Source organism: Nocardia acidivorans NBRC 108247, assembly GCF_001625085.1.
GTDB lineage: Bacteria > Actinomycetota > Actinomycetes > Mycobacteriales > Mycobacteriaceae > Nocardia > Nocardia acidivorans.
In genome coordinates this window covers 1-22,099 of the sequence record NZ_BDAW01000103.1, presented here as the reverse complement: position 1 = coordinate 22,099, position 22,099 = coordinate 1, and the positions used below count along the sequence as shown (strand labels likewise).

At 67.4% G+C, this 22,099-nt stretch carries 23 protein-coding genes and 1 riboswitch; of the genes, 8 read left to right on the top strand and 15 right to left on the bottom strand.

Annotated features, from left to right (window positions below; translation table 11 throughout):
- Positions 1 to 2 precede the first annotated feature (2 nt).
- The 3 genes from NA10_RS33045 (at position 3) to NA10_RS33035 (ending at position 2,573) form a co-directional block, all read left to right on the top strand.
- Positions 3 to 701, top strand: a complete 699-nt coding sequence (locus NA10_RS33045) for a TetR/AcrR family transcriptional regulator (RefSeq protein ID WP_067574648.1) — start codon at positions 3 to 5, stop codon at positions 699 to 701.
- 83 nt (positions 702 to 784) lie between these two features.
- The gene (locus tag NA10_RS33040) at positions 785 to 1,930 is read left to right on the top strand and encodes an acyl-CoA dehydrogenase family protein (RefSeq protein ID WP_067574639.1); all 1,146 of its coding nucleotides are present in this window, start codon (positions 785 to 787) and stop codon (positions 1,928 to 1,930) included.
- Positions 1,914 to 2,573, top strand: a complete 660-nt coding sequence (locus NA10_RS33035) for a TetR/AcrR family transcriptional regulator (protein ID WP_067574638.1) — start codon at positions 1,914 to 1,916, stop codon at positions 2,571 to 2,573. Before NA10_RS33040 ends, NA10_RS33035 begins: the two co-directional genes overlap by 17 nt.
- A gap of 12 nt (positions 2,574 to 2,585) precedes the next feature.
- Here NA10_RS33035 and NA10_RS33030 read toward each other — a convergent pair whose 3' ends face one another.
- On the bottom strand, positions 2,586 to 3,506 hold the full coding sequence (locus tag NA10_RS33030; protein WP_067574637.1) for an NADP-dependent oxidoreductase: 921 nt from the start codon (positions 3,504 to 3,506) through the stop codon (positions 2,586 to 2,588).
- Between the two features lie 154 nt (positions 3,507 to 3,660).
- Here NA10_RS33030 and NA10_RS33025 point away from each other — a divergent pair, with 154 nt between their 5' ends.
- Entirely contained in the window at positions 3,661 to 4,059 is a 399-nt protein-coding gene (locus NA10_RS33025) for a winged helix-turn-helix transcriptional regulator (protein WP_067574636.1), read from the top strand.
- Positions 4,060 to 4,950, top strand: coding sequence for an LLM class F420-dependent oxidoreductase (locus NA10_RS33020; protein WP_307188422.1), 891 nt, complete (start codon positions 4,060 to 4,062; stop codon positions 4,948 to 4,950).
- Here NA10_RS33020 and NA10_RS33015 read toward each other — a convergent pair.
- A complete protein-coding gene (locus tag NA10_RS33015; RefSeq protein WP_157556915.1) occupies positions 4,947 to 5,198 on the bottom strand; it encodes a hypothetical protein in 252 nt (83 codons plus the stop codon). The two genes, NA10_RS33020 and NA10_RS33015, sit on opposite strands and share 4 nt — an antisense overlap.
- Before the next feature lie 196 nt (positions 5,199 to 5,394).
- Between NA10_RS33015 and NA10_RS33010 the strand changes: the two genes are divergently transcribed.
- Entirely contained in the window at positions 5,395 to 5,841 is a 447-nt protein-coding gene (locus tag NA10_RS33010; protein WP_067574634.1) for a hypothetical protein, read from the top strand.
- A gap of 81 nt (positions 5,842 to 5,922) precedes the next feature.
- Here the strand turns inward: NA10_RS33010 and NA10_RS33005 are convergent, their stop codons facing one another.
- The 6 genes from NA10_RS33005 to NA10_RS39765 form a co-directional block, all read right to left on the bottom strand.
- A complete protein-coding gene (locus NA10_RS33005) occupies positions 5,923 to 6,411 on the bottom strand; it encodes a hypothetical protein (protein WP_067574633.1) in 489 nt (162 codons plus the stop codon).
- A gap of 52 nt (positions 6,412 to 6,463) precedes the next feature.
- A complete protein-coding gene (locus tag NA10_RS33000) occupies positions 6,464 to 7,534 on the bottom strand; it encodes a DNA polymerase domain-containing protein (RefSeq protein ID WP_067574632.1) in 1,071 nt (356 codons plus the stop codon).
- Positions 7,531 to 8,643 (bottom strand): ATP-dependent DNA ligase, encoded by a 1,113-nt coding sequence (locus tag NA10_RS32995; protein WP_084515628.1) that lies wholly within the window; start codon positions 8,641 to 8,643, stop codon positions 7,531 to 7,533. The genes NA10_RS33000 and NA10_RS32995 overlap by 4 nt, the downstream gene beginning before the upstream one ends.
- A 110-nt stretch (positions 8,644 to 8,753) precedes the next feature.
- On the bottom strand, positions 8,754 to 9,149 hold the full coding sequence (locus NA10_RS32990) for a cold-shock protein (RefSeq protein ID WP_373862472.1): 396 nt from the start codon (positions 9,147 to 9,149) through the stop codon (positions 8,754 to 8,756).
- Between the two features lie 43 nt (positions 9,150 to 9,192).
- Positions 9,193 to 9,660 carry a flotillin domain-containing protein gene (locus NA10_RS32985; protein WP_245678148.1) on the bottom strand — a complete coding sequence of 156 codons (468 nt, stop codon included), beginning with the start codon at positions 9,658 to 9,660 and terminating at the stop codon, positions 9,193 to 9,195.
- Positions 9,661 to 9,755: 95 nt separating this feature from the next.
- Complete coding sequence (locus NA10_RS39765) at positions 9,756 to 9,929, bottom strand: NfeD C-terminal domain-containing protein (RefSeq protein WP_507763263.1); 174 nt, start codon at positions 9,927 to 9,929, stop codon at positions 9,756 to 9,758.
- A 318-nt stretch (positions 9,930 to 10,247) separates the two neighbouring features.
- Here NA10_RS39765 and NA10_RS32980 point away from each other — a divergent pair, with 318 nt between their 5' ends.
- Positions 10,248 to 11,780: a DHA2 family efflux MFS transporter permease subunit gene (locus NA10_RS32980; RefSeq protein ID WP_067574630.1), complete on the top strand. Its 1,533-nt coding sequence runs from the start codon at positions 10,248 to 10,250 to the stop codon at positions 11,778 to 11,780.
- A 61-nt stretch (positions 11,781 to 11,841) separates the two neighbouring features.
- On the opposite strand, the gene NA10_RS32975 is transcribed toward NA10_RS32980, so the two are convergent.
- Genes NA10_RS32975 through NA10_RS32965 form a run of 3 tightly spaced genes read right to left on the bottom strand, consistent with a single transcriptional unit; the run spans position 11,842 to position 15,599 of the window.
- Positions 11,842 to 13,158, bottom strand: a complete 1,317-nt coding sequence (locus NA10_RS32975) for an ABC transporter ATP-binding protein (protein WP_067574629.1) — start codon at positions 13,156 to 13,158, stop codon at positions 11,842 to 11,844.
- A gap of 12 nt (positions 13,159 to 13,170) precedes the next feature.
- Positions 13,171 to 14,901 carry an ABC transporter permease gene (locus NA10_RS32970; RefSeq protein WP_067574628.1) on the bottom strand — a complete coding sequence of 577 codons (1,731 nt, stop codon included), beginning with the start codon at positions 14,899 to 14,901 and terminating at the stop codon, positions 13,171 to 13,173.
- Positions 14,898 to 15,599 carry an MgtC/SapB family protein gene (locus NA10_RS32965; RefSeq protein WP_067574627.1) on the bottom strand — a complete coding sequence of 234 codons (702 nt, stop codon included), beginning with the start codon at positions 15,597 to 15,599 and terminating at the stop codon, positions 14,898 to 14,900. Before NA10_RS32965 ends, NA10_RS32970 begins: the two co-directional genes overlap by 4 nt.
- 203 nt (positions 15,600 to 15,802) lie before the next feature.
- A riboswitch (M-box (ykoK) riboswitch) is annotated at positions 15,803 to 15,976 on the bottom strand.
- Positions 15,977 to 16,172: 196 nt separating this feature from the next.
- Here NA10_RS32965 and NA10_RS32960 point away from each other — a divergent pair.
- Entirely contained in the window at positions 16,173 to 17,123 is a 951-nt protein-coding gene (locus tag NA10_RS32960) for an alpha/beta fold hydrolase (protein WP_067574626.1), read from the top strand.
- 319 nt (positions 17,124 to 17,442) lie between these two features.
- On the opposite strand, the gene NA10_RS32955 is transcribed toward NA10_RS32960, so the two are convergent.
- The 4 genes from NA10_RS32955 to NA10_RS32940 all read right to left on the bottom strand — a co-directional run.
- Positions 17,443 to 18,789: an MFS transporter gene (locus tag NA10_RS32955; protein WP_084515627.1), complete on the bottom strand. Its 1,347-nt coding sequence runs from the start codon at positions 18,787 to 18,789 to the stop codon at positions 17,443 to 17,445.
- A 538-nt stretch (positions 18,790 to 19,327) separates the two neighbouring features.
- A complete protein-coding gene (locus NA10_RS32950) occupies positions 19,328 to 19,951 on the bottom strand; it encodes a TetR/AcrR family transcriptional regulator (protein ID WP_067574625.1) in 624 nt (207 codons plus the stop codon).
- Positions 19,952 to 20,073: 122 nt separating this feature from the next.
- Positions 20,074 to 20,475, bottom strand: a complete 402-nt coding sequence (locus NA10_RS32945; RefSeq protein ID WP_157556913.1) for a hypothetical protein — start codon at positions 20,473 to 20,475, stop codon at positions 20,074 to 20,076.
- Positions 20,476 to 20,634: 159 nt separating this feature from the next.
- Positions 20,635 to 22,099 (bottom strand): cation:proton antiporter domain-containing protein (locus NA10_RS32940; protein ID WP_067574623.1); only part of this gene is annotated, 1,465 nt, incomplete at its 5' end.

Below are 22,099 nucleotides of genomic sequence, written 5' to 3'. Positions count from 1 at the left end.
GCGTGGCTCGAATCAGCACCGGATCCGGTCCGCGCCCGGTGACCCGCGAGGAGATCGTGGATGCCGCGGTGCGCGTGATCGATCGTCAGGGACCGCGCCCGAGTATGGACGACATCGCTCGCGAGGCCGGTATCACCAAACCGCGCCTGTATCGGCAGTTCGCGGACAAGGGTGATCTGTTCACCGAGATCTCCGCGCGGATGACCAAGCAGGCGTTCGCCGCGACCGGTTCGGATATGACCCTGATGCTGGCTCCGCCCCGGGTGGCGCTGCGGCGGATCTTCACCGAGTACTCGAATGGAATCCTGGAGCACCCCAACGTTTTTCGGTATCTGGGCCAGGCGCCGGTGTTGCAGCAGTCCGGGGCGGGTGTGCTGCAATTGGATCTGGGCCGTGCGGCTGCGGGCAAGCTGACGAAGATGGCGCGCACGATCGCCGAGGCGGTGCCGCTGGAGACCTCGGGCCTGGAGTATCTGTCGCGCGCGCTGGTGGGTGCGGTGGTGGCGATCACCGATCTGTGGCTCTCGGATTCGGATTGTCCGACCCCGGCGCAGACGGGGGAGTTCGTCGATCAGGCGACGGAGTTGGTGTGGGGTCTGATCGATGGTTTCCTGCGCCGCCAGGGCATCGAGGCCGATCCGGACACGCCGATTTTCACCACGTTCGCCGAGGTCAACCAGGCCCGATCGACCGAGTCGTAACGCTTTGTTGACACAGTGCCAATAGCCGTGCACCCTTGGTGCCGAGGCGCGCGAGCGCGAGCAGGCACAGCGAAGGAACCACAATGGCACGCCCCGCATGGAGCGACGACGAGGTCGAAGCGGTACGAGGACTGGCGAGCACCTTCTTCGAGAAGGAGGTGATCCCGCACGAGGACAAGTTCATCGAACAGGGCCATCCCGACCGCGCCCTGTACAACCGGGCCGGTGAACTCGGGCTGCTGTGCGCGGCCATTCCGGCCGAATACGGCGGTGGCGGTGGCACATTCGCACACGAGGCCGCCATCATCGAGGCGCAGGCGCACCTGGGTGACGGCGCACTGGGCATGTCGGTGCACTCCTCGATCATCGCGCCCTATATTCACCAGTTCGGCTCGCAGGAGCTCAAACGCCGTGTGCTGCCCAAGGCCGCCAGCGGGGAGATGCTGCTCTCGATCGGTATGACCGAACCCGGCACCGGCTCGGATCTGCAGAACATCAAGACCCGCGCGGTGCGCGAGGGCGATGAGTACGTCATCACCGGGTCCAAGATCTTCATCTCCAACGGCTGGTTGTGCGACGGCATCATCCTGGCGGTCAAGACCGATCCGACCCAGGGCGCCTCCGGTGTTTCGCTGATCTTCGCCGAGGTCGGCGACGACACCCCCGGATTCACCCGCGGCCGCATCCTGTCCAAGATCGGTGGCAAGGGTCAGGACACCGCGGAGCTGTTCTTCGACGGTCTGCGGGTGCCGGCCTCGAATCTGCTGGGCGAGGCCGAGGGGCAGGGCTTCTACCAGATGATGCAGATGCTCGCCCAGGAGCGCCTGGTCACCGCGATTCTGGCGGTGGCCATGACCGAGAAGGCCGTGGAGCTCACCGTCGAATACACCAGGGGCCGTCAGGCTTTCGGCAAACCCCTGTTCGCCATGCAGAACACCAAGTTCGAGCTCGCCGAGTGCGCGACCATCGCCCGGGTCGGGCGGGTGTTCCTGGACGATTGCATCGCCAAGCACCTGCGCGGTGAGCTCGACATTCCCACCGCTGCCATGTCGAAGTACTGGTTGACCGACCAACTCGGTAATGTGGTGGATCGCTGCCTGCAGTTCTTCGGCGGCTATGGCTACATGACCGAATATCCGATTGCGCAGTTGTACACCGGCGCGAGGGTCCTGCGGATCCTCGCAGGTGCCAACGAGGTGATGAAGGACCTCATTGCCCGCTCACTCTGACAGTCACACGCTCGAGCCCGTCCCCGCCGACGACGCCCCGTCCCGGCGGCGACGGCTCGAGCCCGACGAACGCCGCGCGCAGATCCTGTCCTGCGCCATCGACATGTTCGGCGAACGTCCCTACGCGGCCGTCTCCACCGCGGAGCTGGCCCAGCGCGCGGGGGTGGCCCGCGGGCTGATCAACCACTACTTCGGCAATAAGCGCGACCTCTACCTGGCGGTGGTGCGGCGCATGGTGACCCTGCCGCGCGCGGATCACATGCTGGTGCCCTCGGGCAGCATCCGGGAGCGGGTGGAGGCGAGCGTGTCCTGGTTGCTGGACACCATCGGCGAGCACGGCAGCACCTGGGTCAAGGTCACCGGCCTCGAGGGCATCGGCGACGACCCGGACGTGCAGCGCATTCTCGACGAGGCCGACAATGCCGCGGCCGCTCGTGTCGTGCAGATGGTGGGCTTGGACGATTCGCTGCACAGTGCCGAATTGCAGGCGCTGGTGCGGTGTTACGGCGGTTTGGTGAAGGCGGCCGGTCGCGAATGGATCGTGCGCGGGTCACTCGATCGCCCGCAGGTGCACGATCTGCTCTCGGACACCCTCACCACGCTGATCACCGAATCGTTCCCGAAGGTCAACGGCACCGCCTGAGTGCGATGCTCCTCAGGGCAGCAGGACCAATCGTCCGCGTACGCCGCCCTTCTCCAAGCGCGCGTGCGCGGCCGCGGCCTCGGCGAGCGGGAGGGTGTCGGCGACGCGGAGGGTGAGGGTTCCGGCGTCGACCAGACCCGCGAGTTCGGCCAGGCGCGGGCCGTTGGGGGACTGTTGCACCGTGTGCACGGTGATGCCGCGCTCGGATTCGGGTGCGGCGGGCGGCAACAGCGCCACGAATCGGCCGTCGTCGCGGGCCGCGGCGATCAGGTCCGGCCCGCGCACGGCGGCGTCGATGAGCGCGTCGACTCCCAGGGCGCGCAGGGATTCGATATCGGCGTGTTCACGGTCCACGACATCGCTTGCGCCCAGGGCGCGGACGAGGTCGGCGTCCGCGGCGGAGGCCACCGCGATCACCCGCGCGCCGAACGCGGCCGCCAATTGCACCGCGTATCCGCCCACCCCGCCGGCCGCGCCGGTGATCAGTAGGCGCTGTCCCGGTGCGAGTTGTGCGGCCGAGACCGCCAGATCGGCGGTGATCCCGTTCAGCGGAAGGGTCGCCGCGGCCACCGGATCCACGCTCGCCGGGGCGGGTGCGAGGGCATCGGCGGCGATCACCACGTATTCCGCGGCCGAGCCGACCGGATCGGTGATCCAGGGCAGCAGCCCGATCACCGACTGCCCGAGGGTGAACCCGTCGGCGTCCGCGCCGAGTTCGGTGACCACGCCGGAGAATTCGAGTCCGGGCACATACACCTCCCGGGCGGGCAGCAGCTCGCCCAGATATCCGGCCCGGGCCGCCGTATCGACCGGATTCACCGGGCTGGCAACAACTTTCACCAAAACCTGTCCTGCGGCGGGGGTGGGGGTGGGCAGGTCGCGGACGGTCACAACCTCCGGCCCGCCGAATTCTGTGAAGGCGACAGCACGCATCGGAATGCTCCTGGGTATGAGAAGGGTTGGAATGGCCACCGGTGGAACGCCTGCGCCGGAGGTCCGGCGGCGGGCGTGTGCTCGAGCTAAGCGCGCCGGTCCGCTCGTGAGAAGAAGGCACCCGAAAGTGCCTAGCCCACCGGAAGGAATCCGCGTGCCCACCAAAACCGTTGCCCAGCAGCGTGAACAGCGCAAGAACGACTACAACGCGTTCGTGGCGGCCTGTCCCACCAATAAGCTCATGGACACCCTCAGTGATAAATGGACCGGGCTGGTGCTGGCCACCCTCACCCGTGGACCGCGCCGGTACGGGGAGATCGCCGGGATCGTCGCGGGCATCAGCAACAAGATGCTCACCCAGACCCTGCGGACGCTCGAACGCGATGGTCTGCTCGAACGTCGAGTGACCGCGCAGGTGCCGGTGCGCGTGGACTACACGCTGACTTCGTTGGGGCACAGTCTGATTCCGATCCTGAATCTGCTCGAGGGCTGGGCCGAGGAGAACATGGACGAGGTGTTCGCCGCCCGCGCCGCCTTCGACGCCGCGAATTGAATGCGATGGCCGCACTCGGGAATGCGGGTCGCGGTGGGGCTGTTGGCCGCTGATATGGCAAACGATCAACTCGGTAGGTACGGGGTATGGCTGCCCCATCCGATGGCGACCCCCGAAGGGGTGCGCGAACTCGAGCAACTCGGGTACGGCGCGATATGGCTGGGTAGTTCACCCGCCGCGGACTGGGACGGCTATGCGGGTTTGCTGGCCGCCTCGGAATCGATCACGATAGGCACCAGCATCATCAATGTGTGGGCGTCCCCCGCCGAGCAGGCCGCGGCGACCTTCCACCGGCTCGAGGAGCGGTTCCCGGGGCGGTTCCTGCTCGGGGTCGGTGTCGGGCACCGCGAGCAGACCGGCGAATACGCCAAACCCTATGACGCGCTGGTGGATTACCTGGATCGACTCGATAAGGCCGAGGTGCCCCGGGATCGCCGCGCGCTGGCCGCGCTGGGCCCGAAGGTCGCCGAACTCGCCCGCGATCGCACCGCCGGGGCGCTGCCGTATCTGAGCACCCCCGAGCACACCGCGTCACTGCGCGCGCTGCTGGGTCCGGACGCGCTCATCGCGCCCGAACACAAGATCGTCCTGGAGCAGGATCCCGAGCGCGCTCGTGCCGTCGGGCGCGACTACACGCGGTTCTATCTGAGCCTGAGCAATTACGCGAACAATCTGCGCCGCTCCGGGTTCGCGCCCGAGGAGCTCGAGGGCGCGGGCAGCGACCGCCTGGTCGATGCGCTGGTCCTGCACGGCTCCGCCGAGCAGATCGTCGACGCGGCCGCCGCGCACCTGCGCGCGGGCGCGGACCATATCGCGCTGCAGGTGCTGGGCGCGGATCACCTCGCGGTGTTGCGCACCCTGGCCCCGGTGCTCGCCGCGCGCGTCGCCTAGAGCCGCGGGTCGTACACCAGCAGGAATCCCGACAGTCGCAGCGTTCCCTCGCCGGAGCGTTCGGCATCGGCCCAGAATTCGCGGCCGGGCAGCTCGTTGGTGGGCAGCCCGGCCTGCCGGGCTATCTCGTTCGCCGGCCACGACATGGGCGATCGTGCCGGGTGCCACGGTGTTTCGAGATAGGCGACCGCGTTCTCACTGTCCCCGAACACCAGAACGCAGCGCACCTGGATCCGTTCAGTCGCCACACAGCCATCATCACCCCGGGAACCGGCCACGCCCACCGCTCATCCCGGGTCGTGCCCATCCCTCACCCGGATCGTTCTCCTGACGCCCCGGCCACCCGCCTGAACGATCCCCGGCGGGTTCTTGGTTATCGTTGATTCGTCACGTGTGCGACTGCGCGCGCGGACGAGTGCACGGATCTCGAGGGAGAATACGGACGTGAGCGACGAACTATCGGGCCCAGGAACCCCACCCAACCCTGACGAGAACGCGCTCGAGGCCGCCAAACTCACCCGTCTGCCGCGCCGACCGCGCCGCCTGCCCGAAGACCCGGACAACCCACCCCGCAAGACCTGGCACGCCAGCGGTGATTCCCCCTACGAACCCGCCCCCACCAGACCCGTCCTGCGTTCGGAACTCCAACGCGAAACCGGCTGGTGGCCCGTGGACCCCGGCCCGGCCCGCCCCACCACCCCACCGGACGATCCGAACCAGCCCGCACGCGAGGCCACCATCTTCGACCTCGATGCGCTGCGCCGTCGCCGCTCCGGCGACACCTCACCCACCGTTGGGATCCGCCGCATCGCCAAACCCCGCCGCATCAGCCCCGCCACCGCGCAAACCCCCGACTCCCGGCCCCCGGACGACCCGGACCAGCCGAGCTGATCCCGACCCGAATCTCCGCACCTGGCGCACGGAACATCTTGTGCGCGAGCGTATTTCGGTCATCGTCCGGGAAGGCGTGGATCAGTGGGGGGCGGGGACGTCGATGGTGACCTCGGCGGGGGTGGGGTTGGTGCTGACCTGGACCGCGACACGGCCCGAGCCGGGCAGGGTGAAGAAGGCGGCGTTCCAGCCGTAGTGGCCGTCGTGCGCGGTGGTGCGGGTTTCGGTATTGCTGACCCCGGTGTCGAGATTGCGCATGGTGACCGTGGTGGTGACCTGGCAGGTGTCCCCGGTCGGGGAGGACGAGAGCGAGCCCAGCGGGTTGGACGCGGTGTCGGGGGTGAAGTTCACCGTCACGCGGGCGTTGCTGTCGATGAAGTCGGCGAATTCGCGGGCCTGCTGGCCCTGGCTGGCCGAGACCTCGGCGGTGACCTTTCCGGCGCAGCCGGGGCCGACATCGACGTGGGCGGCCTCGAAGGAGACCGGGTCCGCCGCGGCGGGACCGGTCGAGAACGCCAGGATCAGGACGGGCAGGGTGGAGATCGCCGCGGCGGTGCGGATCGTGCGCATGAGGACAACCTTTCTCGAGTGGAACGGTGCGGATGCGGCAGCGTACGCGCGGTCAGGAATCCTTCGGATCCGATGTGGCCTTGCGGCTGGGCTGCACGCGCGGGGGTTCGTTGGGCATCTTGGGATACTGCGGCGGCCAGGGGGCGTCCATCAGGCCCGCGGCCAGATCCTTGTCCGACATCTCCAGCAGCGGGGTCAACGATTGCGGGATGCGATCGGCCCACGGGTCGCCGAATTCGGCGACCCGTGCGGGGACGGTCGCGATGGTCATCTCGTCATTGGTGACCGTGTCCAGCGCATCCCAGGAGATGGGGGTCGAGACCTGCGCGCCGACCTTCGGGCGCACACACCACGCGCCGAAAACCGTTTTGTGCGGGGCGTTCTGGTTGAAATCGACGAAAACGCGTGCGCCGCGTTCCTCTTTCCACCAGGCCGCGGTGATGGTGTCGCGATGGCGGCGTTCGAGCTCGCGCGCCAACGCCACCGCCGCGGCGCGCACCTGGTAGCCGTCCCACCGCGGTTGCAGTAGCGCGTACAGGTGCAGACCGCGCGAACCTGAGGTCTTCACCCGCACGTCGATGCCCAGTTCGGTGCACAAATCCCTTGTGCGCCTTGCCGCTTCGCGCAGATCCTCGAAGCTGATGCCGGGGGAGGGGTCCAGGTCGATGCGCAGTTCGTCGGTGATGCCGGTCGGGGGCAGCAGATCGCCGTTGGCGTCGTGCGCCTGCGGGGTGGCGGCCTCGAGTTCGGCGCCCGCGTGGGTGGGCCAGACGTGAAATCCCAAGCAGCCCAGGTTGACCGCCCACAGGATATGCGCCATATCGGCGGCGACCAGGGCGTCGCTGGTGGTGCCGTTGGGGGTGCAGACCACCGTGGTCCGCAACCAGTCCGGCACCGATTTGGGTACCCGCTTCTGGAACCACGACTTGCCCGAAGCCCCCTCGGGATAGCGTTCGAGCAGCACCGGGCGGTTGCCGATGGTGTTCATGATCGGTTCGGCCACCGACAGGTAATAGTTGGCCAGATCGAGTTTGGTCTCACCGCGTTTGTTGAAGTAGATTTTGTCCGGATTGGAGAGGGTGACGGTGTGCCCGTCCACCTCGATGTCCACCGAAGCGCTCACCGCGCAACACCTTTCGCCTCATCGAAGATCGCCGAGAGTTCGGCGGGGGCGACCTCGTCGAGCTGGGCGTAGGTACACGATTCGGGGGTGCGGTCGGTGCGGAAACGCACCAGGCGCCCGCCGTGTCGCAGCCGCCCGGCCATCACATGCTCATAGCGGACCTCGGCGACCAGTTCGGTGCGCAACGGCTCCCAGGACAGATCCTTGCCGCCGGTCCACCGGCTCACCCCGCCCGGCATCTTGCCGTCCGCGCGGGCCTGCGCGGCCGCGTCGGCCCACTCGCGCCACGGATGATCCTCCAGCGCGTTCACCCGCAGCGGCGCCAACTCCTCGACGAGCTCCTTGCGCCGCGCGGCGGTGAAACTGCTGGCCACCCCGAGATGATGCAGATTGCCGTCGTCGTCGAACAGTCCCAGCAGCAGTGAGCCGACCCCTTCGCCGTCCTTGTGCCAGCGGAATCCGGCGATCACACAGTCGGCGGTGCGCTCGTGTTTGACCTTGAACATCACCCGTTTGTCCTGCAGATACGCCAGATCCGCGGCCTTGACCATGACCCCGTCGAAGCCCGCGCCCTCGAACCGGGTGAACCAGTCCTGCGCCACGTCGGGGTCATCGGTGATGGGGGTCAGGTGAATGCGCTCGAGGCGATCCTGCGCGCCGTCCCCGCCGCCGCGCAGGATCGTCTCGAGCAGGCGGCGGCGTTCGCTGAACGGCTCCCCGGTCAGATCTTTCTCACCCAGGGCGAGCAGATCGAATCCGACGAAGCTGGCCGGGGTGTCGACCGCGAGCTTGTTCACCCGCGAAGCGGCCGGATGCAGTCGCTGCTGCAGGGTGTCGAAGTCCAGGCCGTTCTCGGTGACGATGACGATCTCCCCGTCGACCACGCACTTGTCCGGTAATGCCGTGCGCAGTAATTCGACGAGTTCGGGAAAGTACCGGGTCAGTGGTCGATCATTGCGGGATCCGAGTTCGATCTCGTCCCCGTCGCGAAAGACAATGCACCGGAACCCGTCCCATTTGGGTTCATAGCGCAGTCCTGCCTCGCGGGGCAGGGTCGAGACCGATTTGGCCAGCATCGGTTTCACCGGTGGGGTGACGGGCAGCTCCACACGACCTCCTCGGGTTGGTTCACCCAGGTAGACGGCGTGACCGGTGAAAATTCACCGGTCCGCGTCCCAGCAAGATCGTACGGGGGTACCGGTCGGTGTGGTGGTAGCGCTCAGTTTTCGATCCAGCCGTGCTGATCCGCGAACGCGGTCAGCCGGTCCCTGATGGTCAGTATTTCCCCGGCGGTGAGCGCCGGACTCGCGTCCAGCAGCAGTTCGGTGATCAAACGCCGATGCTCACCCGCGCTCATCTGCCCGCCCGCGGCACGATCCTTGCCCTTGTGCGCGCGCACCGGCGGCGGCGCGCCCGCGACCAGCGACAGATTGATGGCCTTGGGCCCGCGATCCCCCTCGGTCACATCGAATTCGAACACCCGCCCCTGTCGTAGCTCATCCTCGTCCAGCCCGATGTCATTGACATGGACGAACACGTCCGGCCCACCGTCTTCCGGACGGATGAAACCGAAACCCCGCGAGCTGTCGAACGACACCAATTTCCCGATGGACACCTGAACACCCGCTCCTCGTACGCCGCGTCCCTCCGCGGTAACTCTAGTCCGCGGCACGATCATTGTTGGAAGAAAGTGCCTTTTGCAACGAATTGAACACTGTCAATCCCTGTCCCACCATGCCATTGACGATCTCGCTCACCCCTTCGGGGCCATTGAGCACCGTGAGATTGGCATTGGACAGCCCCGCGGCGGCCTGCTTCACGATCTCCGGAAGCTGTTCGATCAGCAGCTGATCCAGTGCGATCCGATTGTTCGACGCCGCCGCCTCGGCCTGGATCCGGGTGCGATCGGCCTCGGCCACGGCCAGGATGCGCACCCGTTCGGCCTCGGCCAGCGCGGGTTTGACCACCTCGGTCTGGAGCTGCTGCTCGCGCAGTTCGGCTTGTTTGCGCGCCTGCTCGGCCTGGGCGGTGAGCACCTCCTGCAGCGCGGTGGCCTGGGCGAGTGGACTCGCCTGTGCCGCTTCGGCATTGGCCTTGTCGATATCGCGCTGATACTGCGCGCGCAACAGCGCGGTCTCGCGCTGATCCGCCGCCGCTGACGAGCATGGCCTGGTCCGGGTCGGGCTCGTGATAACCCAGCACTGTTGTCTCCCTTGATATCTCAGATTTTCCCACGATGATCGCCCGGCAGCGGGATCCACGGCACCACATCCACGAGCCGGCCCGGATGCAGCGCGACGATCAGTACCGGGGCACCGATATCGCGGGGCTGGTCCGCGCGCGCGATGTACAGCTCGGTTCCTCCCCGGATGGCGACCAGAACCTCTCCGAGCATGTGCGGATTCCGGATCGGCGTGGTCAGCGTACCGGTCAGTCCCAGTACCGGTCGGACATCGCGGACAACTCCTCGGATTCACAGTGAGTTGTCAGCGTAGTTGCCGAATGCGGGGCCGGTGCGGTCGTGCGGTCGAATATCGCGACCAAACTGATAACTGCGACATTGCTACTGCTCGGTACCATGTGAAAGCCGCTGAGCGGTGCCCGAATGTCGGTCGACCGCTTCCGCAATCGCGAAAGGTGCCGAGAATATGCCCGTGCGTGTCGAGGTGAAAAATCGCTGGTTCCCCGGCTCCCGAGCTGGCAGGCTTAAGCGGTGACCACCCCTCCGGATGCACCGGCCACGAATTCGGCCGACGACAAACTGGACGCAGGCGTTCTCAAGATCGCCGGTGTCGTCGTGCTCGGCGCGATCATGTCGATTCTCGACGTGACGGTCGTGACCGTGGCGATCCCCACCTTCCAGCACACGTTCGACACCACCTACGCCATCGCCGCGTGGACCATGACCGGATACACCCTGGCCCTGGCCACGGTGATCCCGCTGACCGGATGGGCCGCGGACCGCTTCGGCACCAAACGCCTCTACATGGCCGCGCTGATCTTCTTCGTCCTGGGCTCGATCCTGTGCAGTACGGCATGGAATATCGAGTCGCTCATCGCCTTCCGCGTCATCCAGGGCCTGGGCGGGGGCATGCTCATGCCGCTGGGCATGACGATCATGACCCATGCCGCGGGCCCGCAGCGCATCGGCCGGGTCATGGCGGTGCTGGGCGTGCCGATGTTGCTGGGCCCCATCATGGGCCCGATCCTGGGCGGCTGGCTGATCGACAGCTTCAGCTGGCACTGGATCTTCCTGATCAACCTGCCCATCGGCATCGTGGCGCTGACGCTGGCGTTCATCGTCTTCCCGGCCGATCGCCCCGAACCCTCGCAGTCCTTCGATTTCATCGGAATGCTGCTGGCCTCACCGGGTTTGGCGCTGTTCCTGTTCGGTGTCTCCTCGATTCCCGGTGAGGGCACCGTCGCCGCGGCCAAGGTGCTGATCCCGGCGATCCTGGGCGCGCTGCTGCTGGTGGCGTTCGTCTATCGCGCCCTGCACACCGAACATCCGCTGATCGATCTGCGCCTGTTCCGGAACAGGTCGCTGCGCTCGGCGGTGCTCACCATGACCCTGTTCGCCATGGCGTTCTTCGGTTCGGGTCTGCTGCTGCCCAGTTATCTGCAGCAGGTGCGCGGGGAATCCACCCTGATGGCCGGTCTGCTCATCGCCCCGCAGGGTTTGGGCGCCATGCTCACCATGCCGGTCGCGGGCCGCCTGGTCGACAAGATCGGGCCCGGCAAGATCGTGCTCACCGGTATCTCGATCATGGTGCTGGGCATGGCCTTCCTGACCCAGGTCAGCGCCGACACCCCGTACTGGGCGCTGTGCGCGGCCCTGTTCGTGATGGGCCTGGGTATGGGCTGCACCATGATGCCGACCATGACCGCGGCCATCCAAACCCTCACCCACGCCCAGGTGGCGCGCGGCTCGACGCTGATGAACATCGTCAACCAGACCGCCGGATCCATCGGCACCGCAACCATTTCGGTGGTCCTGACCAACCTGCTCAACAACCGCCCGCTGGCGGGCGCGGCCATCGCCTCACGCTCGGATCCGAGTATCGCCGAGAAGTTGCCCCCGGGCTCGCTGCCCACCGGTTTCGACGAAGCGGCCACCGCCTTCGCCCACACCTTCGTGGTCGCCCTGGTACTGCTGGCTCTCACGCTCATCCCGGCCTACTTCCTGCCCCGCACCAAACCCAAGAATCCCGAACTGGTCGACGCCCCGGTCGTGGTCGCCCACTGAGCTTTTCGCACAGCACCGCGCCCCCGCCGAATTCCTCGACGGGGGCGCGGTGCTGTGCGGGTCAGGAGGTGGCGGCCAGCCCGGCGGGGTCGGCGGTGATGCGCCCGGAATCGGTGTCGTAGTCGTAGAGTTCGCCATAGCGGCCCCACTCGATGGCCAATTCCAGTTGGCGCCGGGCGTCCTCGGGGGAGAAGCCGCGGCGCAGCAGGTCCCCGAAGAAGTCCGCGCGGGCGGTGCCGTCGGCGCTGCCGACCAGGGCACTGCAGATGGTGCGGACCAGCGGAGCGCGACGGCGGGCCTGGGTGGCGAAAACGTGTTTGCTGGTGTGGATGTCGGCGGTGGTGAAATTCGCGCCGACATTGGTGAGAATGACATCACCGGAGTCGACCAGCAGGAAACCCAGCAGCGCCGCGGCGTCGACCAGGGGCAGCAGATCGTCGAGTTCGAAGGTGAGTTCATCGGCGATCACCGGCAGATCGGCGCGACCGTCCTTGGCGTAGACCAATTCCAGCAGACCGGCGATACCGCCGACCGAGGCATCGGGCAACGGGGTCAGGAACGGAGTGCCGGTATCGGGTGCGGCGGCGGCGATCTCGGTGTCACGGCCGGTGAGCAGTCCGTAGATCTGATCGACGTGCGCCAGGAAACCGGGGGCGCGGCGGTTACGCGGCCGCGGCTGATCGATGCGCACCTCGGCGATGATGTGCCCGGGATTGGCTCCCAGCACCACCACGCGGTCCGTGAGTTGGACCGCCTCCTCGATATTGTGGGTGACGATGCAGATCGCGCGGGTGGGGAAATCGGCGGTGGCCCACAGGTTCACCAGTTCGGTGCGCAGATTCTCCGCAGTCAGCACATCCAGTGCCGAGAACGGTTCGTCCATCAGCAGCAGATCCGGTTCCAGCACCAGGGCGCGGGCGAACCCGACGCGCTGGCGCATACCGCCGGAAAGCTCCTTGGGATAGGCGGTTTCGAACCCGTCCAAACCGATCCGGTCGATGGCGTCCAGGGCCAGTGCGCGCCGCGCCGCCGGAGCGATACCCCGTGCGGCCAAACCCAATTCGACATTATCCTGCACGGTCAGCCACGGCATCAGCGCGAAGGACTGGAATACCAGCGCCGCACCGGGATTGGCCCCGCGCAAGGGTTGCCCGCGATAGCGCACCTGCCCGCTGGTGGGGGCCAGCAGTCCGGCGACCGCGCGCAACAGGGTCGATTTGCCCGAGCCCGAGCGGCCCAGCAGCGCCACGATCTCCCCGTCGCGCACTTGCAGATTCACGTGTTCGAGCACGGTGAGGCGCTCCCCGGCGGCGCCGGTGAACGACATACCGACATCGTCGATATCGATGAGGACTTCACCGGTGGTCACGGTGGTCATGAGGTCTCCTTGTCAGAGCGAGTAGCGGCGCTGCGCCAGGGTGTACAGGCGGCGCCAGAAGAGTCGATTCAGCCCGACCACATAGGCGCTCATGACGAGCACGCCGACCAGGATGCGCGGGCTGTCACCGGCGGTGGTGGCCTCGGTGATGTACGCGCCCAACCCGGTCGCGGTCAGGGTGGTGGAGCCGAAGGTGACGATCTCGGCGACGATGGAGGCGTTCCACGCCCCGCCCGCCGCGGTGATCGCACCGGTGACATAGCTGGGGAACACCGCGGGCAGGATCAGCTTGCGCCACCACAGGATTCGCCCCAGCCGCAGATTCGCCGCGGCCTCGCGCAGATCATTGGGCACCGCCGCGGCGCCCGCGATCACATTGAACAGGATGTACCACTGCGCGCCCAGGGCCATGAGCACGATGCCCGCCCACTGCAGGCTCGCGTTCGTGGCCACCAGCACCGCACCGATCAGCGGGAACAGGAAGTTGGCCGGGAAGCTGGCCAGCACCTGCACGATCGGCTGCGCGATCCGGGACACCTTGGGGTTCAACCCGATCCACACCCCGACCGGCACCCAGATCAGCGTCGCGAGGAGCAACACCACGATCACCCGCGCCAGGGTGATCGCGCCGAGGTAGGCCGCGTGCGCGAGTTCGGCGAAGCCGACGGTGGAGCCGATATAGCCCAGCATGCGGTAGCAGCCCACCGCCAGTGCGATCGCGGTGATCGCGGTGAACAGCGCATCGTTGACGCGCCGGCGTGTCTCGGGCACGTACAGCGGATGTTCGGCCAGGCCGAACACGCGCATGATCCGGTCCATCGGGTAGATCAGCGGACCGAACACCCGGCCCAGCAGCAGCGGAATATGCGAGCGCCGCAACAGATCCAGCACCAGACTGCGCGGGGCGTCGGCGGACTCGGAATCCTCGTAGCGGAAACGCTCCACCCACACCGTGATCGGACGCCAGAACACGATATTCAGGCCCAGCACCATCACGATCATCGTCAGCACGGCCAGAAGGATTCTGCCCGTATCGCTTTCGGCGGCCGCGGAGGCGACATAGGAGCCGATCCCGGGCAGCGCGTACTCGCGATTGTTCACGCTGATCGCCTCGGCCGCGGTCAGGAAGAACCAGCCGCCACCGAAACTCATCATCGCGTTCCACACCAGCGGGAACATCCCGCTCGGCACATCGAGTCGCCAAAACCGTTGCCAGCGTGACAATCTCAGATTCCGTGCGGCCTCATCGAGTTCGCGCGGCTGGGAGATGAGGCTGTGGTGGAACGCGAACGCCATATTCCAGGCCTGGGAGGTGAAGATCGCGAAGATCGACGCCGCCTCCAAACCCAGTGACGAACCCGGGAACAGGGCGATGAACCCGGTCACCGTCACCGACAGGAAACCCAGGATCGGCACCGACTGCAGGATGTCCAGCGCCGGGAGCATGATCTTCTCCGCGCGCGGCAACCTGGCCGCGGCGGTGGCGTAGACGAAGGTGAACACGATCGACAGGCCCAGCGCCACGAACATGCGCAGCAGCGAACGCGCCGCGTAGTACGGCAGCTCGGCCGGATCGGTGGAGATCGAGGACGGGGCGTCGGTGTGATCGAAGGGCACATTCATACCCGCCGATAGGCGCACCACCATCCAGATCAGGATCGCCGCGCCCGCGAAGACCGCGATATCGGCCCAGCGCGAGCGTGGACGATCCAGTACACCGCGGGTGGGGTAGGTGGTGCTCACGTCTGCACCTCCGCCGGCGGCACGGTGCGCCAGCCCACGCTGGTCACCGACGGTTCCAGGCTCAACCGGCTCACCGCGGACTCCATCTGCCGGTCATCGCGGCGGTCCCCGGTCAACTCCGCGCGCACCTCGACCCGATTGGGCTCGATATCGTGGCTCGAGATCGAGACCAGCCGAAAGTCCGTGCGGGCTAGCGACTGCACCAGCAGCGAACGCACAGCAGCCTCGTGCGCGTCATCGGTGCGGGCGGTGAACGCGTACAGCGCCTCATCGGTCCCGCCATTGGGGCGATCCACCGCGCGCGCGGCGGTGCGCAGGGCGGTATTGACCACCACCACGGCCACCGTGCCCGCCGCCGCGGTGCTGTACATGCCCGCACCGGCCAGTGAGCCGACCGCCGCCGCGCACCAGAGCGTGGCCGCGGTGTTGAGCCCGCGAATATTGAACCCGTCGCGCAGGATGACACCCGCGCCCAGGAAGCCGATACCCGAAACGATTTGTGCCGCAACACGAGTCGGATCCGCATCGGCGCCGTGGAAGCCGTGCGCGGACAACAGCACGAACAGGGTCGCGCCCGCGGCCACCAGCGCGTTGGTGCGCAGTCCGGCCATACGTGCCCGGTACTGGCGTTCGAATCCGATCACCGCGCCGAACCCGACGCCCGCGCCGAGTCGAAGCAGCATTTCCCACGTGGTCATGACGCCCTCCGAAATTAGAGGTCGGCGCACTCGTGAACGGACGCTACCGCGCGGAAACCAGCGTGCAGCGTAAAACAGGAGTGTCGCCTGGTGAACGATTGGCTAACGGAACTCTGTCCGATCCATCGGGCACGACAATCACCTCCACGCCATCGCGCACACATGCCGAAAGGAGGGTGGAATCCGGCGCGGATCGCCGGAACGGTAGCCACCCCTCGTAAGACCTTCAGCACTCCACGGCGTAACCCACAGCGGGTGTGGGAGCCGGTCGGGATCACCCCTTATCTCGGGGAAACCTGTCCTGACCCGGGGCGTCTCTCGACGTTCGGGGTCGCCGGCCTATATCCGCGGAGGAGCCTCAGCTAACGACGGCACCTTGCGTCAGCGAGTAAACACCCCCGGCGCGGGTTCGGGCAACCCTTGTGACCGGCGCGACACTGCGCACCGGGCTCGGGACGAGGGCGTCCACCGCATCGGCGATCCCACCTAGGTGGGGATTCGCGCCACCTTCGGGAGGGCGGCTCAGCACTCGGGGCACTGCTGCGGGCGCGGTGCGCGGCCAAGACTGAACACATGCCGATCGCCAGCACTCTCGCCCCCTCGACACCCAGTCATGTCACGGTCCGCACCGCTGACGGTGTCGACCTCGCGGTGCGCGAATACGGTCCGCACGATGGCGAGCTGACAGTGGTTCTGCTGCATGGACATTGCAGCCGCGCCGAACTCTGGACCCGCATCCGCGACAACCTGCTGCGCCGGTACCCCACCGCGCGGGTCGTCTGCTACGACCATCGCGGCCACGGCGATTCGGCCACCGCGTCCTGGCGCACCTACAACCTCGATCAACTCGGCCGCGACCTGCGCGATGTGCTCGACGCCGTCGCCCCGATCGGCCCGGTCGTGCTGGTCGGGCACTCCATGGGCGGAATGGCGGCCCTGACCTACATCAGCCAGCACCCGCACGAGATCGGCACCCGCATCACCGGGGTGGGCCTGATCGCCACCGCCGCCAACGGCCTCGCCGACGCCGGTATCGGCCGCCTGCTGTGCCACCCCGTCATCTCCCTGTTCCACGCCGCGGTCCGCACCGCCCCCACCCTCATGCATCACGCGAAAGTGCTGGCGGGCAAGGCGTTCGCCCCCGTGGTCCGCACCGCCCGATCCGGTCGGCGCCCGGTCGGCCCGCGCATGCTCACCCTGGCCGACGCCATGCACAACCCCACCCCCATCGTGACCATGTCCGCCTACCTGAAAGCCTTCGCCGACTACGATCGCACCGACGCCCTGGCCACCCTGTCCAGGATTCCCACCCTCATCCTGTGCGGGACCGCCGACCTGATGACCCCGCCCTCGCATTCGATCGCCATGGCCACCGCCGTCGACTACGCCGACCTGGTCCTGATCGAGGGCGCCGGCCACTCGGTCATCCTCGAACACCCCACCCGCGTCACCGAAGCCCTCACCCGCCTCATCACCCGCGCCACCCCCGAGACCGTCACCCGCCCTCTCGCCCTGGTCGCCTGACTCCGAAAGTCACTGCCGGACAGTCGATCACCGGGAACCGGTGGTCGAGTTTCGCGGCTCGCCGAGCCATCAGTTCCTGGTGATCAACCGACCATGACGGGTTGATCGTCGCTAGTGGGCGGGGAAGCGGGTGACGCGGTCGTCGCCGGGATGCGGATCGCCACGGCCGTCGCTGCCGAAGGTGGAGCACCCGCAGCCTGCGGGAGCGAATCGCCGGCCGAGGTCGTCGAGGTATCGATCGGGCGGATCGGGAGATCACTGTGCCGCGCACCTCCATCCTGCGCCGCGGACCGACACACCCGGTTCGAGGGTGACTACGTCACGCGCCCAACGGGTCTCGCGTGGCGGGCACCAGCAGCGGCACCGCGGGAATCTCGTCGGTGACCGGGACACCGGTGCCGCGCAGGGACGCGCCCGCGGTCTCGCGCAGGAAGGTCCAGGCGACCAGGCCGATGGCGCACGCGCCGACCATGTACACCGCCGGGAACAGAGTCCAACCGGTGGCCTCGATGACGGCCTCGTTCACCAGGGGCGCGGTACCGCCGAAGAGCGCGGTCGACACGTTGTAACCCAGGGCGAAACCGGCGTAGCGGACCTGGGTGGGGAAGATGGCCGGGAACGTCGCCGAGATCGTGGCCAACTGGGGAATGTACAGCAGGCCCACGATGACGAAACCCAGGACGGCCCAGCCGATTCCACGGCCCATCAGCCAGTACATCGGGATGGTCAGCACCGCCAGGCCGATCAGGGAGTAGAGCCAGATCGGGCGACGGCCCACGCGATCGGAGAGACGACCGAAGAACGGCAGCGCCAGCATCATGATCAACTGGCCGATCAGCATCATCGCGGTCGTGGTGGATTCGCCCACCCCGAGGGTGCGCTGCAGGTAGGTGGGCTGATAGGTGAGCAGGGTGTAGTTCACGATATTGAGCGCCACCACCAGCCCGGCCAGAGTCAGCAGCTCACGCCGGTACTCGGTGAACAGCACCCGCAAACCGGTGGGCGGATGCTCCTGGGTCTGCACCTCGGTGAACACCGAGGACTCGTCCAGGCGCGAGCGCAGATACCAGCCGATCAAGCCCAGCGGCACCGCGAGCAGGAACGGGATCCGCCAGCCCCACGCGTACATCGCCTCCGAACCCAGCGCCAGCTGGCACGCCAGCACCACCGCCGAACCGCCGACGAAACCGCCGAGCGTGCCGAATTCCAGGAAACTGCCCAGGAATCCGCGTTTGCGGTCACTGCACGTTTCGGCGAGATAGGTTGCCGCGCCACCGTATTCACCACCGGTGGAGAATCCCTGCACCACGCGCAGGGTGATCAGCAGGATCGGCGCGAGCACCCCCGCGGTGGCATGGCTGGGCAGCAGTCCGATGGCGCCGGTCGCCGCGGCCATGAGCAGAATCGTGGTGGCCAGCACCACTTTTCGTCCCACCCGGTCGCCCAGCGGTCCCCACACCATGCCGCCCAGCGGGCGCAGCAGGAACGACACCGCGAAACCCAGCATGGTGCCCAGTGATCCCAGATGTCCGGGGAAGAACGCGGCGGTGATGTACGTGGCGGCCGCGGCGTAGACGCCGTAGTCGAACCACTCGGTGGCATTGCCCATGGCCGCGGCGGCCACCGAACGGGTCTGCTGTCCGGATTTGGGGTCGCGGCTCGTCATGCCCGCCTCACTTCCCTGATCGCGAATATCCCTCGCGCGCCGGAACGTTCTCCGCCGCGCACGACAACATCGCCTACCCGACAGGGTGTTCAGCAAACGCGGGCAACCTCGGACTGCGCCGCGGCGACCCGCGATCACCTGCTGGTTCAAGGGGTTTGTGACGTGGGTCGCGGTGGCTTGAATGGGACAGCAAACCGGCTCGGACGGTGCGCACCGCCGTTCGGCGGGGTGGCCCGGTGCCGCGGCCGATGCGCTAGTGCGCGGCGGACGCGTCCTCGTGCTGGTCGATGAACTCGAGGGTGCGCGCGGCCACCAGGTCCGGGATCTTGCAGCAGAATGCCGTGCCCGAACCCAGGGAATGTGACGGTCTCACCCCGCCACCAGATGTTCGGCGACCCGCGCCGCGGCCACCTCGGGATGCACCACCAGGCTCTCGCCAAGACCTCCTTCGGGTCGACCCATGTGCGCCTGACCGGGGCGGGTGCGGGTAGAAATGTATACAGTGATACGGCAGTACCACGAGGGTGACCTGGGGAAATCAGCGATACATCGAGCGGTACGCCATGATTGTCGCGACCAGGTGGTCGACGATCTGGTCGCGGCTCGCGCGCAGGGTGCCGTTCAGCCAGGCCGAGAACATGCCCGCGTTGCCGCTGGCCATGGTGACCGCGGCCAGGCGGCGGCGCACCGGATCGTCGATGTGGACGAACAGGTGGTCCTGGATCAGGCGGGTGAAGGCGGGCATGACCGAGATGGTGGTCTGGCCCAGGCCGGTCGAGGAGTACGGCTCGACCAGGAACAGGCGGGATTTGCGGGGATCCTCGAGGACCTTGTCCACCAGCACTTCCGACAGGGCACGATCGCGGGTGGGGTCATCGGCGACCGCGAACGCGGTCATCGGCTCCAGGAATTCCTCGGCGATCTGGCGGTACAGTACATCGAGCAATTCGTCTCGGCTGGTGAAGCTTTCGTAGAAGTACCGGTCGGTGAGATTGGCGGTGCGGCAGACCGCGCGCATGGTGACCGCACCCGCTCCGGATTCGCCGATCAGATCGAGTGCGGCGTCCAGCAGTGCCGCGCGGCGGGCCTCACGGCGTTCGGTCAGGGTGGTTCCACCCCAGATGCGGGGTTCTGCGTCGGAGGGGGGCTGGCCTGTGTGCACCGGGTCCAGGGTAATGCCCGGGGTGCGGTCGATGCGCGCACCCGTGCCCGCACGGTCGGGCGCGGCGGTCCCGCGACGAGGGCGAGATCGGTGCGGTGCGGGCACGGTATCGGTGCGCCCGCTCAGCTGACCACGCAGGCCGAGCCCAGATTGATTCCGGTGCCCACCTGCACCGTGGTCCACTGCGAACCGTTGTACGACCAGGCCTGTATCACATGGGTTCCGGTCGAGGTCGGAGTCCAGCTCGAGGTCGCGGTGCCGCCGCTGCCCAGGCTGAACTGCTGCGGACTCAGGGTCGAGCCATTGCTGTCGTACAGCCACACGTACTCGTTCGGACTGCCGTTCACGGTGATGGTGTACGCGCAGTTGGTGCCGTAGTTACCGCTGCCGAGGTTGATACTGGACCCCGACGAGACGGTGACACCGCTGACATAGGCCGAGGCGTTCGGTGCGGCCAGCACCAGCGCCGCGGCCGCCGCGACGACTCCGCCCACTGCGAGAACTGGTTTTCGAGATCGGGTCATAGGGACCATCTCCCTGAGAAGGCTGAATTGGGGGCGCGCCACGCAAGGGCGCATACCCCCAGTGTCGGCATGCGGGAACCGCGACACGCGCGAATCCGACTACTGATTCGACAAAGTGTTGCGGCGCAACCACTTCGGTGATCTCTTGCGAACCGGGCGCTATCCGAGCAGCTCGTCCACATAGCACCAGCGCCAGGATTCCCCGGGCTCGACGCTGCGCATCACCGGATGCCCGGTGTTGTGGAAATGCGTGGTGGCGTGATTGCCCTGGGAGGAATCACAGCACGCCACATGCCCGCAGCTCAGGCACATGCGCAGATGCACCCACACCAGCCCCTCGTCCAGGCATTCGGCGCAGGCGTCGGGCATATCGGGGACCTTGGTGTGCGGGGCCCCGCGCAGATGTTCACAGCCGCCCGAACCGGCCGGGGCCATGAGCAATTCGCGGCCGTCGTCATCGGCCTCGGCGATCCGGTCGATGGTGGACTCCTCGAGGTCCAGGGTGGCCATCACCGATTGCAGGATCTCGTGCTCGACCAGACCCGCATCGCGCACGCGCAGTACGGTTTCGCGTTCGGCGGCGAGCATGGCCAGGCGTAGTCGCCGGTACTCCCCGCCGGGGGTGATGCGCTGGGACTCCGAGCGGCCCAACAACTCCCACGCCGATTGCGCGCGCGTCACCGCCTGATAGCGGAGCTGATCCACGATATCGGGCGGGGTCTCCTCACCGATATTGGCCTCCAGGGCCTCGAGTCCGGCGGCGGTGGCCTGCTGCAGCAGATTGGCTTCCTGCAGCAGATCCTCGGCATGGCTGGGACCGTGCAGGCGCAGCAGGCGCACCAGCGGCGGCAGTGAGAGTCCCTGCATCAGCAATGTTCCGGCCACCACCACGACCGCGAGCAGAATCAGCGTGGCGCGCTCCGGCGTGTCCGAGGGCAGCAGCAGTGCCGCGGCCAGGGTGACCACCCCGCGCATCCCCGCCCACCCCACCACCGCGGGTCCGGTCCAGGCCGGTCTCGGTTTGCCCTGGCGACTGCCCTCGATCGACCAGGCCAGATAGGTGGCCGGGAACACCCAGATCGGGCGGACCAGGATCACCGTCGCCAGCACCGCCACGCAGGCCAGCAGCAGGGTGCGGTGCGGCAGATCGCTGTGCCAGGCGTCCTCGACAATATGACGCACCTGGAGGCCGATGATCAGGAAGACCGCGCTCTCCAGCATGAACTGGATGGTGCTCCAATTGGTGTGCTCGGCGATCCGCGAGGCCGCGGACTGCCAGCGCGGCGCACCATGACCCAGGATCAGCCCGCAGGTGACCACCGCGATCACCCCGGAAGCATGCAGCGCCTCCGCGGGCAGATACGCGATCCACGGCGCGAGCAACGAGACGCTGGTGTCCAGCACCGGATCGTTGACCCGCCGGCGCAGGAACGACAGCACCAGCGCCGCGACCCCGCCCAGCAGCGCGCCGCCCCCGGCCGCGCCCAGGAAATCCAGGCCCGCCTCCCACATGGTGATCGCACCGGCCATGGCCGCGATCGCGGTCCGCAGCGTCACCAGGGCGGTCGCGTCGTTGAACAGCGATTCGCCCTCGAGCAGGGTCACGATCCGGCGCGGCATGCCG